The sequence below is a fragment of the Hoylesella nanceiensis DSM 19126 = JCM 15639 genome (assembly GCF_000379965.1).
Classification (GTDB): Bacteria; Bacteroidota; Bacteroidia; order Bacteroidales; family Bacteroidaceae; genus Prevotella; species Prevotella nanceiensis.
Genome location: NZ_KB904332.1, coordinates 92,784 through 110,873, shown reverse-complemented (window position 1 = coordinate 110,873; position 18,090 = coordinate 92,784). Strand labels below are relative to the sequence as shown.

Sequence of the window (18,090 nt, the reverse complement as noted above, 5' to 3'; positions counted from 1 at the left end):
TACACGACTACAAATCTTTAAGAGGGTCTCTTTAGGTTAAGAGGTAATTGAGATTGTTTAGTTTTATAAAAGGAAGGTTTTGACAAACAACGAGATGTTGTGTAAAAGACTGGTAGCTAATGTCAAAATAGCTACGCAAAAAGAGACCAGAGGCTCGGCGGAGCCTCTTTATTTTTGCACGAAAAGAAAATAACTAAGTACTTGTTGAATACCTATTTAAAAGAATTTGCATCGTGAGTATATGTTTAAAGCAGATAACTTGTTGCACTTTTTTAACCTAAAAACTTTCCCTTTCATCACACTTGTTGCACGCTTATAAAAAATGTGCTATTTCTTCGTCTTGAAAAAGCAATGATATTATGTTGCAAAAGCAATCCTTTTACCATTTAATAGCATTGCTTTTAGAGTGTAATAGCATCGCTTTTATTTTCAACCTGTCGGTTCCTTGTTTTTTTATTTGCAGTGCAAATGGTTTTCAAATCATCGTTGTGAGGGGTGAAAGAGGCATTAAAAAGCAAGTCTGCAACAAGCAAGTTTTGTTCGTTTTCCTTACTTGTGCAGACTCAAATTAAGGCTTGTTATATTACAGATTATTCAATATCTATATTCAAGAGCATTTAGTTGCTCACCTTTTTGCCATTCACAATATACACACCTTTAGGCAGATTGCTAAGCGAATTGGTGTCGCCCACCTTCACACCACTTAGGTTATACACCGCAATGGGGTAGATTGTAGGCTTGTTAATACTGTTTATTGCGGTTGGAGTACCAGTATAATTCACCGTAATTGTTTCGATAACGGTGTTCTTGTTGTTACCTGTAAAGGTCGCAACTTTACCTACATAGTCGAAACCAAAGGTCTCTTCAGACATCGCCATCTCTTCATCTGGATCGGGAAGGAGGTGCTTATCGTTCTTAAGACCAAAGTCCCAAATACTTCTTACCACAATGTTTATGCGGTAAATCTCTACACCTGCAGGTGCAGTTATAACGATATCGTTCTTGGGATACACCACAAAAAAGCCGTTTTCAATACGGTTCCAGTTGGTGTCGTTGTGCTTTTTGTTTACGATAGTAAAGCCTTTTTCTTTAATTTCAAATCCATCTTCAAACTTACCAACGTTGGGTTCGTCACCTTGTTTAGCGTTAATAAATTTCCAAGGGTTCTTTTTAAAGTTGAAAGTAACATAGCCATTGGCCTTCACTGCATTGCAAATGAAAAGCATGCAAATAGCAAGTAGTGCAAATTTTGTAGATTTTAAGTGCATAATAATTATTTTTGTTTATCGTGAAAAGTTATTCGTGGTTTGTTGGTTGCAAAGGTACAATGTTGCGAATAACCATAAAATACCTAAAAATAATGAAATTATTATGCCTTGTGAGCGATGCTATCCCCACAAAAAATGAATCCTAAAAAGAACGTAAAGGCGTGTGTTTACTTGTTTCTATTGCGATAACAATGAGGCGTACAGCCCTTCTTTGCTTTGAAAAGTTGCGAGAAACTGCCGTAATTATTAATGCCCAATTGCGCAATGATGTCGCAAATGGCAAGGTTAGTTGTTTCTAATAACGATGCAAAATGATCAATTCTACATTCAATGATATAGTGATATACCGATGTTCCTGTGGCTTCTTTGAATCGCATTTCAAGTAAACGACGAGACAAAGGCACTTGTGAAAGAATGTCTTTTACATTGATAGAGCGATTGATGTTGTGCTTAATGAAATCCAACACCTGCAAAATATACTTGTCTTTGGTGGCAAAAATGTCCGAAGATGCATTGCTAATCACCGAAATAGGCTTGATATATATGTTGTGATTGCTACGAATAAGCTCTTTGTTTTTAATGGTTTTCGCAATGAACTGGGCTGTTTCGTAACCGCCTTTTTCGATGTCTAAACGGATAGTTGATAGCTTTGGATCAGACAAATCGGCAATCATTTTATCGTTGTCAACGCCCAATATGGCTACATCTTGTGGTATCTTCACCCCCGAAAGCTTACACACTTCGATGGCATTGTTGGCTTGATTGTCGTCACAACAAAACAAAGCGGTGTGCGGTGGTAGGTGTTTTATCCACGAAGAGAGCTGTTGTAGGTCGTCAAACCAAAACGATTCGAGCTTCTGATTGTCGTATATAAAGATGTCGTTTTTAAGTCCTTGTTTCGCAAGTTCGTGTCTATAACCATAGAAACGCTCATCACTCCACACAATATTCTTATATCCTAAGAATGCAAAATGCTTGAAGCCACGTTGCAAAAAGAATCGAGCAGCCATCTCACCAGTAGCGATATAGTCGCCAGTGATATTGGGAATAGAACTAAATCTCCGTTTAAAATCTTGCGCAATCACTGCAATTCCATGCTGTAAGAGCAGTTCTATGTTGTCATTTTGCTCAAATCTGCCGATAATAGCATTGGCTTTCCAGTTCAAAGCCCATTGAACTACGCCCTCAATGCCATGTTGTTGCTTGTAAGAAGGGGGCATACGGCATATCACCCACGATTCTTTGGGCTGTTCTTTGGCGTATTTTTGTACCCCTAAAAGCAACGAATGCGAATAGGTTTCAGTGAAGTCGGTTAAGAATATGATGCGTATCATGATTGGATAGATGTTTAGTTGTAGGGTTTAGTATTGCAAATTTACAGAATATAGAATAATTATTGCACAATAAAAATGCAAAATTCCCTTACTAACTATGGCTAAGTTAATAAGAGAATGTTATAAAATTATAATATCGTTGCAGAGAACTTGCAAAGCATGAGCATTTCGGTTGTCATCTTCTTGCTTTTTAGTTGCAGTGTGATAGATTAGTTGGTTTCGGGAAAAAGCACCGCTCCTTCTTGGCGTTTGCCGTCCATTAAGATTCTAAGAGGTTGAGAAAAACGCACGTGTCGCACATATTTTGTTTCCTCAACAGCAGGCATTTCGTCGAGAATTTGTTGTTGAACAAATCCTTGTTTGGTGTTTTCATCAATCGTAAAGTAGCCCACTCCAAAGCTTGTTAGGTTCTGAAAGAAGTGCGTTCCTTGGCTTGGATCAATGCGATAGTTAGCCAATGAGGTCTCAATAATGAGCTTTGCTGCGCTAATATGAGGCCATTTAACAGGTATTCCCAACCAATGATCGCTCGAACCCCATCGTCCTGGACCTATAAGAATATAGTTTTTGTTCTCATCTACAAAGCTTTTGTTCAGACGTTCGATATCATTTGCAACATAATAGTTATTTGCAGCGGTGAAAGAATCGTCTGTTTTAACATACACAACGTCTGTAATATCGTCGATAATGCCGTGCCCTAACGAGTTGTGCGAGCGCAAAATGCATTGCGAATCGTCTATTGCTGCCACGTCTTCGTTCAGCATTTGCTTACTATCTACAATGGGTCTGATTTGCAATAGATACAAACTTCCCGTTCTATCGTCGTTGATGTTGCAAGCAAACTCAATCTCAATAGGTCGTTTCATGGCGTCTGCTCCACAGCGTTGAGCTATCTGTAACAACTCAGGAAGAGGGAAAACGCCTTGTTGAAGCACCCCTGTGAAAGAGATAATCTTGCGTCCTTGTGGGTAAAAACCTTCACGAATGATTTGGTCGTATGCATCGTATGTAGACGAAATGTAGTTTAAAGAGCCATGATTTTCAGCCTCCTTTACACGCAAAGTCTTGATATTAAAGCCGTCGTCTACCTTAAACAGCGAATCAATGTCATTGAGATCGAGCGCATAAAAGCGTGTTTGAGTCTCTCGAAGCGCTATTTCTGTGTCGCTTGTTTGCAACACTTGGTGTGGATGATGTGGCGAAACACGAAGCGTTAAGCCTCCATCTACAATGTATTTACCCAATCCTAAGGCCAAAGAAGCAACGCCTTCTTCAGCCGTTTCGTTACCAATGGGGTAGTAGTTGATAGATCTTAGTACCCCACTGATGGTTGGATAGAAGTAATGGTCGTAGTTTTTGCCCACCACTTCTTGCAGAATTACCGCCATTTTCTCTTGGTCTATCACATTACTTGTGGCCGTCATATAAGCTTTTGAGTCCTTATAATACACCGAAGCATACACTCCTTTGATAGCAGATTCAAGCATATCGAGCATCAATTCTTGATCATTGAGATGCGGAATCATGTAAGTTGAGTATATTCCAGCGAACGGTTGGTAGTGAGCATCTTCCAAAAGCGATGACGAACGAATAGCTATTGGGGTGTTAGTGGCCTTAAAGAAGGTGATAAAGTCTTCTCTTAATTGTTGCGGAAGCTCAGCTTTTAAGAAGTTATTCAATATCTCTTCGTCCGAAATATTGCTCAATGCGATGTGATAAAGATTGTTCTTCTCCATAAATTGGTCGAAGATATCTGTACAAAGCACCAGCGTTTTGGGTATTTGAACACTCACTCCTTGCCATTGTTCGAACTCAGTATTGGTCTTAATGATATTGTCTAAGAATGCAAGACCTCTACCTTTGCCCCCCAAAGAGCCTTCTCCAATGCGTGCAAAGTGCGCATATTGGTCGAATTTATAGCGGTCGAATACAGCCACAACACCGATATTCTTCATGTGTCGATATTGAACTATGGCGTCAAAGATAATCTGTCGGTGCGTATCTACGTCCTGTAATTTATGCCAAGTGATATCTTTTAGGAACGCAGAAACGGGAAAAATGGCTCGAGCACATAGCCAACGACTCACGTGATTGCGTGATATATGGTAGTGCATAGAGTCGTTTGGAATGGTGAAGATGTTGTCTTGAAGCTCCTTTAGTGTACTAATTCGCATGATTTCTTTGCGTGTTTTGGGGTCACGAAAGATGAAATCACCAAATCCCATGTGCTCTTCCATGAGGTGACGGAGGTCTAAACTCATCTTTTTAGAGTTCTTATCAACGAATCGGAAGCCTGATTTTTCAGCCTTTTCTCTATTCTCCGACTCTGCACTTTGCATGATAAGCGGAATATATTCGTCGTGTTTTCTAATCTCAGACAATAGCTTTAAGCCCGCTTCAGGGTCTTTTTCGCCCTTAAAAGGAAAGCGTGCATCGCTAATAACACCAAGAGTATTGTCACGATATTTATTGTACAACGCCATAGCCTCTTCGTAGGTACGAGCCAAAACCACTTTAGGTCGACCTCGTTGACGTAGAGTTGCGGCATGACGATTGAGCGCTTCGGTTGATAAACGCTTACTTTGTGCAAGAATGAAACTGTATAAATGGGGGAGAATAGACGAGTAGAAGCGAATGGAGTCTTCGACCAATAGAATCATTTGAACGCCCGCTTCTTCGATATCTTGCTCGATATTCATCTTGTCTTCAATCAGTTTAATGATTGAAAGAATGAGGTTTGTGTTACCTAACCAGCAGAAAACGTAATCGAAAATACTTAAATCTTCGTTCTGCATACGCTTTGTTATACCATGAGAAAAGGGTGTTAAAACCACGCATGGGATAGCTGTAAACTTGCATTTAATGGCTCTTGCCACGTCGAAAGCATCGTTGTCGGCATTACCTGGCATACAAATAACAAGGTCTATATTGGTCTTTTCCAATATATCCTCAGCCTCTTCAATGGTGCTCACCTGCGTAAATGTAGGCGGATAGCGCATTCCAAGCTCCATATACTCGTTGTATATCTTCTCTTCAATGCGCCCATCATCTTCAAGCATAAAGGCATCATAGGGGTTAGCCACAATCAAAATGTTATAAATGCGTCGCATCATTAAGTTGGCAAAGGTCACATCTTTAAGATAGAACTTGCTCCATTGGTGTTGCGGTTGATTAGTCATTGTTCTTTGATGGTTATGCTTTAAGATTGTAATAAGATTGCTTTTCCTGTGTAAAAGGATAGCTATTGCATTGTAAAAGGAATGTTATTTCCCAGTAAAAAGATAGCTTTTGTTTTTTTAATAGGTATCTAATTCATTTACAAAGGATTATAAGATGCCTACTAAGCGCAATATGGTGGGGGTTAATAACGATGTAAAGATACCGTTAAGAATGATTCCTAAGCTGGCGAATGCACCGTATTTGGGACTGTGAATCATGGCTGTTGAGGCTCCAACGGCGTGAGTTGCCGAGCCCATTGAGAGCCCTTGGGCGATAGGACTGCTGACATGACCATAATAAAGCGTTTTAAATCCCATGATTGCACCAAGTACTCCTGTGATAACTACAACGGCAGCGGTAAGTGCAGGGATACCTCCTAAAGATGTAGTGACCTCCATTGCGATAGGAGTTGTTACCGATTTGGCTGCCATTGATATAACAACAAGCTTCGAAGCGCCAAAGAGTTTCGCCACTAAAACGGAACTAATAATACCTACACAGGTGCCAATAAACTGGGCTATCATCAGTGGAAACCACAAACGTTGTATGGCTTTAAACTGCATATACAAAGGAACTCCAAGAGCAACTACGGCTGGTTTGAGCCAAAACTCGATGAGTTGGGCATTCTCTCTATATACAGAGAAAGGAACTTTGGTGATCTTTAAATAGCAAATAATTACAACTATGGCTATGAAGATGGGATTAAGCAAAATCCAACCAGTGCGTTGTTGTAAACGACGAGCGCAGTAAAATACGCCGAAGGTGAGTGCTAATATAATATATTGGTTAGAAAAGAAACTGCTCATAACTATTCTTCTTTTTTGTTTCTTCTTAGTCTTCTAATATGAAGTAACTTGTTCTTGATAATCATTCTTTCAATCTTTATCACCAATTGGTGGGCTTGTCCTGTGGCGATAAGCACGCAAATGGTACTGACAACCGTTGCCAAGATGATTGGAATAAATTCTTTTTGGATTAAATCTAAATACAACATGATAGCTACTCCTGGTGGAACAAAGAAGAAACCAAGGTTAGATATCAAGAACTCTGATAGCTTTTGAACCCACGAAAGTTCTACAATATTGAACTTTAAGAGGGCTGTTAGCGCAAGCATTCCTATGATACTCGAAGGCAGTTTGATGCCCGTTAGCCAAACAATAAACTCGCCTATGGCTAAGCAACCAAAGATAATAAAGAATTGTCGTGCCATAATTATGAAGGTGTTACCCTTTTATTTGATGTTATGTTTTGTGATATTTATTCTTGTTGGATAGGCTTTTAAGCTCTACCAATTGCAAAGTTACAATTTAAAAGTGTGCTATACAACTTATTTACAACGAACTTCTCAAGAATAAGACTAATTCTATAGCTGTGCGTATTTTCATTGTTTTTAATCAAGTTAGAGACCTATTGAATGTCGAAAAATAAAAAGTTGGGAAAGATAATGATGTTAGGAAAAATATAAATATTATTTAAGTTTTGGTGTTTTACCTATAATATGTACCTTTGCAATGCAAAAAAAGGAATCTGTTGAGTAAACAGAAACAAAACGATTTGATACAACTTATCAAAGGATTGATGCTCGCTTGCTTTTTGAAGGGAGAGCAAAAGGACTGAATAAGAAAATAAAATAAGACTAAACAATATAATAATGGATGCTAGTAGTGATAAAAAACAGCACAAACTAACCGAACAAAAGTATCTCATTCCATTCGTAATGATAACTCTTTTGTTCTTTTTATGGGGCTTTGCACGTGCCATATTAGACGTGCTCAACAAACATTTTCAGAACGAATTGGGTATCACTATTACCCAATCGGCATGGATTCAGGTTACAACTTATTTAGGATATTTCCTCATGGCCATACCTTCTGGTATGTTTATCAATAAATTTGGATATCGAAAAGGAGTGGTTTTAGGGCTCATTCTCTTTGCAATAGGCTCGTTTAGCTTTATTCCTGGAGTGTATATAGGTGGCTTTAACATCTTTCTCTTGGCTCTTTTCGTTATCGGTTGTGGCTTAACCTTCCTCGAAACGGCTGCCAATCCGTATGTAACAGAATTGGGATCTCCTCAAACAGCCACAAGTAGATTGAACCTATCTCAATCGTTTAACGGCTTAGGAAGTTTGTTTGCAACATCTGTTGTGGGTCTTTTCTTCTTCAGAGAAACAGCTACTTCGGACGCAGAATCAACCTCAAGAATAACCGATGTGCTTGTGCCTTATGTCATCTTAGGCGTTATTGTGCTCTTTATTGCATTCTTATTCTCTCGTGTTTCGCTTCCCGAAATACCTCATAACGATAATCTACATAGCGAAAGTTTAGGTAAATCACTTATTCAACTCGTTCAAATCAAGTCATTTACCTTTGGTTTAACAGCGTTGTTAGCTTACGAAATAGCTGAAATATCAATCAATAGCTATTTCATAAACTTTGTAACTGGAATGAATTGGATGAGCGATAGCACTGCATCATTATTGCTAACGTTGGCTTTGGGCTTCTTTATGGTGGGTAGATTCTTAGGCAGTTACATTATGAAACACATACGCCCACAACTCGTTTTGACTGTTTGTGGATTGGGAGCATCCCTTTGTTGTGCTTTGGTGCTAATGAATTTCAAGGTAATATCAATGGTTGGGCTTCTTGGAGTGTATCTTTTCGAGGCCATAATGTTCCCCACTATCTTCTCTCTTGCATTACAAAACTTAGGCGGTTTAACCAAAAGAGCATCGTCGTTGTTGATGATGACGCCTATAGGAGGATGCGGATTCTTGCTTATGGGCTATATTGCTGATACCACAAATCACGTTCTTCCATTTATCATTCCAGCGGTAGGATTTAATGTTGTCACATTGTATGCAATCTACTTACTAAAGGGTAGAAGACAAATAAATAAGTAATAGAAAGTACATTTACGATGAAATAAAACGTAAAAGGGATTCATTAATGGCAAGAAATATATAAAAAACAATGCTATTCTTTGTTAGGAAAGAATTAAAATGTTAACTTTGCAACACTAAGATAAATATAAACTATTCATTAAAAAATAATAAGAATATGGTAGATTACAAATCTTTAGGTCTTGTAAACACTCGTGAGATGTTTAAAAGAGCTATCAATGGCGGTTACGCTATTCCTGCTTTCAACTTCAATAACATGGAACAGTTGCAAGCAATTATTAAGGCAACATCTGAATTAAAGTCACCAGTTATCCTTCAAGTATCAAAAGGTGCTCGTGCTTATGCTAACGAAACACTTCTTCGTTACATGGCTCAAGGAGCAGTTGAATATGCAAAAGAACTTGGAAACAAACATCCTGAGATTGCTCTTCACTTAGATCATGGAGATACATTCGAAACATGTAAGAGCTGTATTGATTACGGTTTCTCATCTGTAATGATTGATGGTTCACACTTACCTTACGACGAAAACGTTGCATTAACAAAGAAGGTGGTAGAATATGCACACCAATTTGATGTAACTGTTGAAGGTGAATTAGGCGTTTTAGCTGGTGTTGAGGACGATGTTGTTGCAGCAGAGTCACACTATACACACCCTGAAGAAGTAATTGACTTCGTTACTAAGACTGGAGTTGATTCACTTGCGATCTCTATTGGTACTTCACATGGTGCTTATAAGTTCACTCCAGAGCAATGTACTCGTGATCCAAAGACTGGCCTTTTGGTTCCACCACCATTGGCATTCGATATCCTTGATGCTATTATGGAGAAACTTCCAGGATTCCCTATCGTACTACATGGTTCTTCATCTGTACCTCAAGAGTATGTAAAAATTATCAATGAGAACGGCGGTAAGTTACCTGATGCAGTTGGTATTCCTGAAGAACAACTTCGTAAAGCAGCTAAGAGTGCAGTATGTAAGATTAACATCGACTCTGACTCTCGTCTTGCTTTCACTGCAGCAGTACGCAAAGTGTTTGCTGAAAACCCAGGAGAATTCGACCCACGTAAGTACTGTGGACCTGCACGTGACTTGATGACAGAGCTTTATGAGCACAAAGTTAAGAACGTTCTTGGTTCTGATTTCAAGCTAGCTCAAATCGACTAATAAGAAAGTTTATTTCGATTTAATATTCAATAGGCGATAACTCATTGCGAGCTATCGCCTATTTTTTATGCCGAAAGGATAGCAACAGAATTGCTAACTCAGTGAAAATAGCTGATAAAAGTAATATTATTACGACCCAAAGTTTATACTATTACCAGCAAAAAGCAATGCAATTATCGACAAAACTCAATGCAATTGCCAATCAAAATCAATGCTTTTAGATGGCAATAACAATGCAAATAGAAAGAGAATAGGGTAGAAGATTCTAACAAAAAATAATAAATTCAGAGCCAAACCTTTTGAAAATAAAAAAATAAAGCGTATTTTTGTCGTTCTCAGAAGATATTAGGTAAAAAGAAAAGATAACATAATACTTATGAATAAGAAAACAATAATAGCAAAAATATTTTGTTGTTTGTTTGTAGTTGTTGCACTTATGGCTTGCGATAAAGAGCCTATCGACAACGGAAAAACAATACCAAAAGAAGAAAAAGAAACTCCCAAAGAGATCAACGACAACACATTATACGAGTTGCCAGTGGTGTTTCATGTGCTTTCGAACAGCACAACAAAGCAAGAATACATTCCAAACGACGCCCATTTGCGCCGTCTTCTTTTCTATGTTAATGAACTTTATGCAGGTGGAATTTATGGACCCAGTGCCAATATTCGTGTAAAGTTTGTTGCAGCAACAGAAGATGAGAAGGGCGAAAAGATGAAAACACAAGGCGTGGTGTATGACCAATGGGACGAGAAATACCCCATTAACTGCGAAAATTTCATGACCAGTAACGGCAATAAATACACCAAATACCTTTGGGATCCTAATAAATACATCAACGTATTCGTGTATCTTTTCGATGAAGATGGTGGTGAAGGCGAGGTGTTAGGTATCAGTCACATGCCTTATAAGACCAAAGAAAACGCCACATTACAAGGACTTGAACAGGTTGCCATTGGAAAAATGACAAAGAAAAACATTTCTTTCCCATTGTCAGTGTCAATCAATGCAAAGTATATCAATACGCTTTCGGCTCGTTACACTTCGAGTTTGAAAGAGAAAACCTTTAGAGGATATAAAGAAGAAGATGTTGTTGTGACCCTTGCACACGAACTTGGACACTACTTAGGCTTGTTCCATGTGTTTGCAGAAGATAGAAATAATGGTGTGATAGATAGTTGTGTTGATAGCGATTATTGCCAAGACACACCTTCATATAATAAAAAGCAATATGAAAAAGATGCGTTAGATTTGGCAAGTCGCTTAACATCAAGCAACGTACATGAGCTCTTCCAACGCAAAGATTGCTCGGGAAAGGTTTATGAAGCCACCAATATAATGGATTATGCTTATTGCTATTCTTACGCATTCACACCCAATCAGCAATATAGAATGCGCCAAGTGCTTTATTATAGTCCACTTATTCCAGGTCCAAAGAAAACGACAACCACTCGTAGTGTCGCACCCGATAAAGTGCTCGACTTGCCTATTCGCATTTCAAAATGCCCTCGTTAAGAAGGTAGGCAGATAGTCTTCGGCAGACAATTACGATAACTATAAAAACAAAAGAATGAGTCTTTGAAAACCAAAGGCTCATTCTTTTATTATCTATACCTTATATATAATAAGGTGAAAAATTACATTTCGATCTCTCTTGTGCCGTCTTCTAAAGTGGTGATCGTAACCTTTTTAGCGTTAGCAGGCAACAACTCTTCGATCAATTCGGGCCATTCAATAAAGCAAAGCGAATTGCTATAGAAATAATCCTCATAACCCATGTCGTATACTTCTTCTAACTTTTTAATGCGATAGAAATCGAAGTGGTATATTACTTTCGAATCGTTGTCAGCATGATACTCGTTAACAATAGCGAAAGTGGGTGATGTAATCACATCATCTACACCCAAACACTCGCACACAGCCTTGATAAATGTGGTTTTTCCAGCACCCATTGAGCCATAAAAAGCAAAAACAGTACTGCCGTTTATGTTGTTAATAAATTCTTGTGCAGCAGTTTTAATGTCTGCAATACTATTGATTTTTATTTTCATTTTTATTATTGTTGTGTAATTGTTATTTATTCTTTGGAGTTAAAGTGATGAGCGGAACCAACATTTCTTCCATGCTGATACCACCGTGTTGGAATGTGTTTTTGTAGTAAGACACATAGTGATTGAAGTTGTTGGGATAGGCAAAGAAACTATCTCCCGTTGCAAATACATATTCAGTACTGATGTTAGGCGATGGAAGAAGTGCCTTTTGTGGATCTTTTATACAAAAAACTTCCTTTTGATTGTAGGCAAGTGTGTTGCCAAATTTATATCGTAAGTTGCTATTGATATTCTTTTTACCGATGATTTTGATAGGTTTATTGGTGCGAATACTACCATGGTCGGTCGTGATAATAACCTTATAGTCTTTTTCAGCCAATTGTTTAAGTAGCTCACTCACCGCTGAATGCTTGAACCAACTTAAGGTTAAGCTTCGATAAGCCTGCTCATCTGATGCCAATTCACGCACCATTTTCGACTCAGTTCTCGCATGTGAGAGCATGTCAATGAAGTTAATTACCAACACATTGAAATGATTTTTTTCAAGAGAACGAATGTTTTCAAGATACTTTTCTAATACCGTTGAGTCGTTAGCTTTAAAGTATGAGAAAGTATCATGTCTTCTATAACGTTCTATTTGCGTTGCAATCAATTCCTCTTCGTGTTGGTTCTTGCCCTCGTCTTCATCTTCTTCTACCCATAAATGAGGGAACATTTTAGCAATGTTCATAGGCATTAAGCCGCTGAAAATAGCGTTTCGGGCATATTGAGTGGCTGTGGGTAGAATGCTCATGTAAAGGTCTTCATCGATATCATATAGCAAAGCGATGTCGTTATAGAGCGCCTTCCACTGATCGAAGCGCAAGTTATCTAATATAAGTAGGAAGACTTTTTCGCCTTGATCGATAAGGGGAAAGAGCTTAGTTTTGAATATTTCAGGGCTCATCAAAGGCTTGTTAGCGTCTTTTCCGTTCACCCAATCAATATAATTCGATTTTACATACTTAGTGAATCCATTGTTAGCTTCCTCTTTTTGCATGCTTAGCATCTCGCTCATTGCGCTGTTTGTGTTGCTTAAATCAAGCTCCCAGCGCACCAAACGCTTGTAAACGTCGATCCAATCGTTGTAGTTTGAACAGTTACTGATTTGAGTTGAGATGTCGAGAAAGCTCTGTTGATAATTCATTTGCGTCACTTCCGTCTCAATTTCTTTGCGGTGTATGTTCTTTTTTAACGATAGAATGATTTGGTTTGGATTAACAGGTTTGATGAGATAATCGGCAATTTTAGAACCAATTGCTTGGTTCATGATATCTTCTTCCTCGCTCTTTGTGAGCATAACAACGGGTGTTGAAGGCGTAATCTCTTTTATTTGCTGAAGCGTTTCCAACCCAGTTATACCAGGCATCATCTCGTCTAACAAGATAAGGTCAAAGGAATGTTGTTTGCATTGCTCAATACCATCGAAGCCATTGCTAACAGTTATCACCTCATATCCTTTTTGCTTTAAGAATAAGACATGTGCTTTTAAAAGCTCAATCTCATCATCAATCCATAAAAGTAGTCCATTATTCATAGCTTAAAAACCTTCAAGTTCATAATAATCGTCTTCTAAATCAAAACGTTTTGTTTTCTTTTCGTCTTTCTTTTGCGTGTCCTTCTTCTCCTGTTTGTTTTGAGTTGGAGTTTTAGAAGCAGGCTCGCCAAAACCATCTCCAAAGTAAATTCCAGTGCGAGTAGTGGTTGTTTCCTCTTTCGCAGGCAACTTTTTAGGTTGCTGTTGTGGTGTCTTTGTGGTTGGTTTAGTTGTGGTTGGCTGCTTAGTGGCAGTTTTTTGAGGCTGTTTACCCTTTGTAGTTGGGGCAGGAGTAGCCTTTGTTTCCTTCTTAGTGTCATTGTTTGTCGATGCCTTTGGTTGTGGCTTTTCGTCTTCAATAATCACAGTTGTAGAGCCTTGTTGAGTGCCTTGTTGAGGCGTTTGCTCTTTTATTTCTTCTAAAGGAATAATCGTTTCAGCCTTAGGAGCAACCAATTCGGGCTCTAAAGGAATAACCGTAGCACCATTGTCTATGCTTTCTTTGGGCGCTTCTTCGGTCTTATTGTTGTCTGACTCTTTTGCCGTTGTGATAGAACTTGGCTCGTTGAGTAGCGTAATTGGTGGAAGTTTAGCTGCAGAGAAGTGCTTGTTATAGAACTTTTCGTATGCTTCATAACCCAAACCGCTATGGAGTAGCTCAGCATTTTTATTGCTGATGACATATATGTGCGCCTTACTGAGCAAGCGAATGATATCTCGTTGTTGTCTAATCTTACGAGCATAGAGCAACGCTTCATCGAAATTATTGAAGCCTCCAATCTGCATTTCCTCGCCATTGGGTGAGCTTTGGGTATCGATGTCGAAACTTCTTACAGGGAAACCAGTGAAGTTGTATTTCGCAATGGCATATAAAAGCTTGTTTTTATCGATAGAATCGGGGTTGTAAACCATCAACACCATGAATGGAATGTTGGTGTCGTTGGTAAACGATTTAACAGCAGTTGAGTCGGTGTTGTTCAACACTTCGCTTCTTTGATTCCACATTTTAGACATATCAAACTTGCCTCCTTGAAGCTTTCTACCTGCTTTTACGCCATTAATAATATTGCCTGCAAGGTGGTTAAGCTTACTATTTGGGAAGTTGGTAACAATGTTTTCTAAGTCTTCTAAGCACTCTTTGGGTTCTCCATTGTTTAACTTTCCAAGCGCACCGATAAACAAAAACTTATCTCTATTGGCGCCTTTGGGGAAGCGTTTGGTTGATATTGCAAGATTGTTTCTAACCTTATAGATATCATTAGCTTTGAAAGCCTCGTATGTTTCGGCATATAATGAATCTTCAAAGTGCTTTCCATTCTGTGCATCTTGCACGAAATAAGGGTCGGTTAAGATGTTTGTTAGCTCGTTTTTAGGATACTTATCCTTTAAAAGAGCAAGATAATGATTGGCTTTTGCCGTGTTTTTGTAGCGTGAATACAATAGATATAAATGGTAATAAGCCTCTGCTTCGTGGCTATTTCCAGGGAATTGAGTCTCTAAACGCATAAAGTTGCGCTCGCTTAAGCGTAGGTTATCCAATTCATCTTTAAAGATAACCGCCGACTGATACAATGCGTTGCTTAGCTTATCGTTGCTTTCTTTGAGTTGTTCTGGCGTGAAAGGAATTTGCGCAAGATAGTAACTTCGCTTGTGAGGGTCGTTTGAATCGCTCATATTAGAAACCGAATCAGTAGGCGAGTCCATATCAATAACGTCTGTAGTGTCGTTGTTTTCTTGTCCAACAACATTCTGTTTATTGGTGTTTGTGCCCACAACTGTTTTGTTACTTCGTTGCCAGTTGTCGGTATTCTCACGTCTTCCCCAAAGCTTCTCGAATGCAGCTTTACCCTGATTCACCACTTGTTGGTTGTAGAAATACCATTGTTTAGAGTCATTAGCATTGTTGTTGCTAATGATATCACGTCCATCGTCTACGTCAAAGCCACCATTCTCTCTTTGAATGTTGCGTGCATAGTCTTCTTGTTCCTTGCTTTTTTCTTCCTTTTCCTTCTTCTTTAGAGCCGTAATAACACGGTCTATGGCTGCATTACGGGCACTTTCGGGCATTAATGCCAATGCTTGTAGCGAGTCTTGAAGGGCTATCTCGTTGGTAAAAGGCACCAACTTATCCAAAATAGTCGATCTTTTCGATAGTTCAGGATAATCTTCTCGCTCCTTATCTATCAAGCCAATAGCTTCTCCATAGCACGACTTTGCCTTGTCGTATTGCTCCTTATTCCAGTAGATATCACCGAGTTTAAGTAACAATACGCCTTTTTCAACGCCATTACGGGTACTCTCTTTTCGCCCTCTTTCATACGAACTGATGGCCTTTAGTGAGTCTTTTTGAAGTAGATAGATGTTTCCTAAAGCGTAATAAATACGGTCTTTATAGTCCTTATTCTTATCAGAAAGAGCCATTCTTCTTAGCTTTCCAGCCATTTTAGCCGATTGTTTGTCTGCCAATACCTCCGTCATTGCGATGCGAGCATTGAACTCTGTCTCATAAGGAGGATTCAAACGCACAACGTGTTGATATGCTTTATAAGCCTCATTGTTATTCCCTAAGAGTTCTTGAAGCTGTCCCATGAGGAACCATTCACGTGCTTTTTGCTTCTTTCTCATCTCTTGTTGAATCACTTTACGAAGATAAACCACCGCCTTTTGATAGTCTTTTGTGTGGATATAGTAATCTGCTAAAGTGTAGTTCCATTCCTTTTGTGCTCTCCAATGAATGGAGTCACGTTGCATATTGCGAATAACATCTTCTGCATCGTATAGCCATCCTTGTTCAATATAGCACTTAGCGAGCCACGCACGAGCCCTTCCATAGATGGCAGGTTGCGTCTTATAGAGTCTACTCATGTACGAAAAGGTAGCCGCAGCCTCATCAAATTCACCCTTATGGAATTGAGAACGTCCCATAAGTAGCCATGCTTTCCAAATAAAGGGGTTATATTCTTTGCGACTAAGCCATTCTATATCTTTCTCGGTTTTGCGTCTTTGCTTTGTCCATTCAGGTCTTTTGGTAATGCTATGCAGCTTAATTGCCTTCTTAGACTTCTCTATTGCTCGGTCAAAGCTACCACTTCCGAGGTTTTTCGACTGCTTATTGGCTACCGTGTACAATGGAAGTAGCTCGGTGAAGTTATCTTTATTCGAGTTTTCTTTCTCCAAAGCACCATCTATATACGCCAATTTTCCGTTATAATAAACATTATATCGGGTGTTAAAGCCTTGCCACCAGCGGCTACTTGCCGTGTTTTTATGCGACGAGCAGGCTATTGTTGTTAGTAGAACTATCAACATTAGCAATGGAACTGATATGGCTTTTAACTGTTTCACGTCGTTAAGTGTGTTGTTTTATATTAATGAATATGTTGCTGAATGGTTTTAAATGCTTTGCATAAGGCATACATCACAATTCCAATGAAGATGATTGAAGCCCCCGAAGGCACGTTAAACCAATAGCTAATGCTAAGACCTAAGAGGCAATCTAACCAGCCAAAGGCAATACTTAGATGAATCATTCGCTTGAAATTGTAGGTAAATAAGTTGGCAGTCATTTGTGGAATGGTGAGCAAACTCATAGCCAATACAATTCCAACCATGCGCAATGTAGAGACAATAGCCATGGCAATGAGAATCATCAGCACGTATTCTATCGTTTGAACAGGCAAACGTTGCGACTTAGCAAAGATGGGATCGAAGGCCACACAGATAATTGTTTGATAGAAAAACACAAACAAAAGGGTGGTGATGAGGCACAAAGAGCCGAGCAAAAGCAGGTCGGAAACGCCAATCGTAAGGATACTTCCGAACAAGAACGAAGGCAAATCGGGCATAAATCCAGGCGTTAAGAAACTGCAAATAATACCGATGCTCATTCCAAGAGTCCAAAACATAGCAATCGCAGAGTCTTCTCTTATGTTCCCTTTAGTCGACAACCACTGCACACCGCAAGCGCTCATGATAGAGAACACCATTGCTGATAGAATGGGATTGATGCCCAAGAACACCCCAATACCAATGCCACCGAACGATGCATGCGTAATTCCTCCACTTATAAAAACCAGTCTTCGGGTTACAATATAAGTGCCAATAATTCCGCAAAGGATACTTGCCAGCAAGCTTCCGATGAGTGCATGTTGAAAGAAAGAATAGCTTAAAATATCCATTTAGTTGTTTTCTATCATCATTATCATTTCGTCTTTCAAATCATTAGGAATATTAATGCCCCGTATAGTCAAGCTTCTATTCCAGTCGGCAACCTCCTTTTGATTCATAGTATAAAGTATTTCACGAAACTGTTCAATTTCTTTTTCATTGTAACTGTCGCTCTCTCTGCCAATAAAAGCGTCCAAATTTTCATCGTCAAAGTATTCCACTTCCTTCACAGCAGCTTCCAAAATGCAGTCGTGAATGCAGTGTTCATCATCGCCATTGCATGTAGAACACGAGCCAGAACCTTCGAGAATAACATCGTCTTTACCTGTTTTTTTATGCGAGATAAGACCTAAAAGGGCAGCAAAACAGCCCAAGACGACAAGTGATAATATTAATATAAGCAT

13 protein-coding genes are annotated in these 18,090 nt (G+C 39.0%); 3 read left to right on the top strand and 10 right to left on the bottom strand.

Annotated elements, in window-relative coordinates; translation table 11 throughout:
- Positions 1–617: 617 nt before the first annotated feature.
- The 5 genes from A3GM_RS0108315 to A3GM_RS0108295 form a co-directional block, all read right to left on the bottom strand.
- Complete coding sequence (locus A3GM_RS0108315) at positions 618–1,268, bottom strand: hypothetical protein (protein ID WP_018362921.1); 651 nt, start codon at positions 1,266–1,268, stop codon at positions 618–620.
- Between the two features lie 167 nt (positions 1,269–1,435).
- Positions 1,436–2,602, bottom strand: coding sequence for a XylR family transcriptional regulator (locus A3GM_RS0108310; RefSeq protein ID WP_018362920.1), 1,167 nt, complete (start codon positions 2,600–2,602; stop codon positions 1,436–1,438).
- Between the two features lie 209 nt (positions 2,603–2,811).
- Entirely contained in the window at positions 2,812–5,781 is a 2,970-nt protein-coding gene (locus tag A3GM_RS0108305; protein WP_018362919.1) for a PEP/pyruvate-binding domain-containing protein, read from the bottom strand.
- A 147-nt stretch (positions 5,782–5,928) separates the two neighbouring features.
- Positions 5,929–6,627, bottom strand: a complete 699-nt coding sequence (locus A3GM_RS0108300) for an LrgB family protein (protein WP_018362918.1) — start codon at positions 6,625–6,627, stop codon at positions 5,929–5,931.
- 2 nt (positions 6,628–6,629) lie between these two features.
- On the bottom strand, positions 6,630–7,031 hold the full coding sequence (locus A3GM_RS0108295; protein WP_018362917.1) for a CidA/LrgA family protein: 402 nt from the start codon (positions 7,029–7,031) through the stop codon (positions 6,630–6,632).
- Between the two features lie 441 nt (positions 7,032–7,472).
- Here A3GM_RS0108295 and A3GM_RS0108290 point away from each other — a divergent pair, with 441 nt between their 5' ends.
- The 3 genes from A3GM_RS0108290 to A3GM_RS0108280 all read left to right on the top strand — a co-directional run bounded on the left by A3GM_RS0108290 (position 7,473) and on the right by A3GM_RS0108280 (position 11,407).
- On the top strand, positions 7,473–8,723 hold the full coding sequence (locus A3GM_RS0108290; RefSeq protein WP_018362916.1) for an MFS transporter: 1,251 nt from the start codon (positions 7,473–7,475) through the stop codon (positions 8,721–8,723).
- A gap of 157 nt (positions 8,724–8,880) precedes the next feature.
- Entirely contained in the window at positions 8,881–9,891 is a 1,011-nt protein-coding gene (locus tag A3GM_RS0108285; protein ID WP_018362915.1) for a class II fructose-bisphosphate aldolase, read from the top strand.
- 376 nt (positions 9,892–10,267) lie between these two features.
- Positions 10,268–11,407: a zinc-dependent metalloproteinase lipoprotein gene (locus A3GM_RS0108280; protein ID WP_018362914.1), complete on the top strand. Its 1,140-nt coding sequence runs from the start codon at positions 10,268–10,270 to the stop codon at positions 11,405–11,407.
- A 122-nt stretch (positions 11,408–11,529) separates the two neighbouring features.
- Here A3GM_RS0108280 and tsaE read toward each other — a convergent pair whose 3' ends face one another.
- The 5 genes from tsaE to A3GM_RS0108255 are packed head-to-tail and all read right to left on the bottom strand — an operon-like array spanning position 11,530 to position 18,090.
- Positions 11,530–11,943: a tRNA (adenosine(37)-N6)-threonylcarbamoyltransferase complex ATPase subunit type 1 TsaE gene (gene tsaE, locus A3GM_RS0108275; RefSeq protein WP_018362913.1), complete on the bottom strand. Its 414-nt coding sequence runs from the start codon at positions 11,941–11,943 to the stop codon at positions 11,530–11,532.
- 22 nt (positions 11,944–11,965) lie between these two features.
- The gene (gene porX, locus A3GM_RS0108270; RefSeq protein WP_018362912.1) at positions 11,966–13,519 is read right to left on the bottom strand and encodes a T9SS response regulator signal transducer PorX; all 1,554 of its coding nucleotides are present in this window, start codon (positions 13,517–13,519) and stop codon (positions 11,966–11,968) included.
- Positions 13,520–13,522: 3 nt separating this feature from the next.
- Complete coding sequence (gene porW / locus A3GM_RS0108265; RefSeq protein ID WP_025829945.1) at positions 13,523–16,864, bottom strand: type IX secretion system periplasmic lipoprotein PorW/SprE; 3,342 nt, start codon at positions 16,862–16,864, stop codon at positions 13,523–13,525.
- 23 nt (positions 16,865–16,887) lie between these two features.
- Positions 16,888–17,697, bottom strand: coding sequence for a metal ABC transporter permease (locus A3GM_RS0108260; protein WP_018362910.1), 810 nt, complete (start codon positions 17,695–17,697; stop codon positions 16,888–16,890).
- The gene (locus tag A3GM_RS0108255; protein ID WP_018362909.1) at positions 17,698–18,090 is read right to left on the bottom strand and encodes a hypothetical protein; all 393 of its coding nucleotides are present in this window, start codon (positions 18,088–18,090) and stop codon (positions 17,698–17,700) included.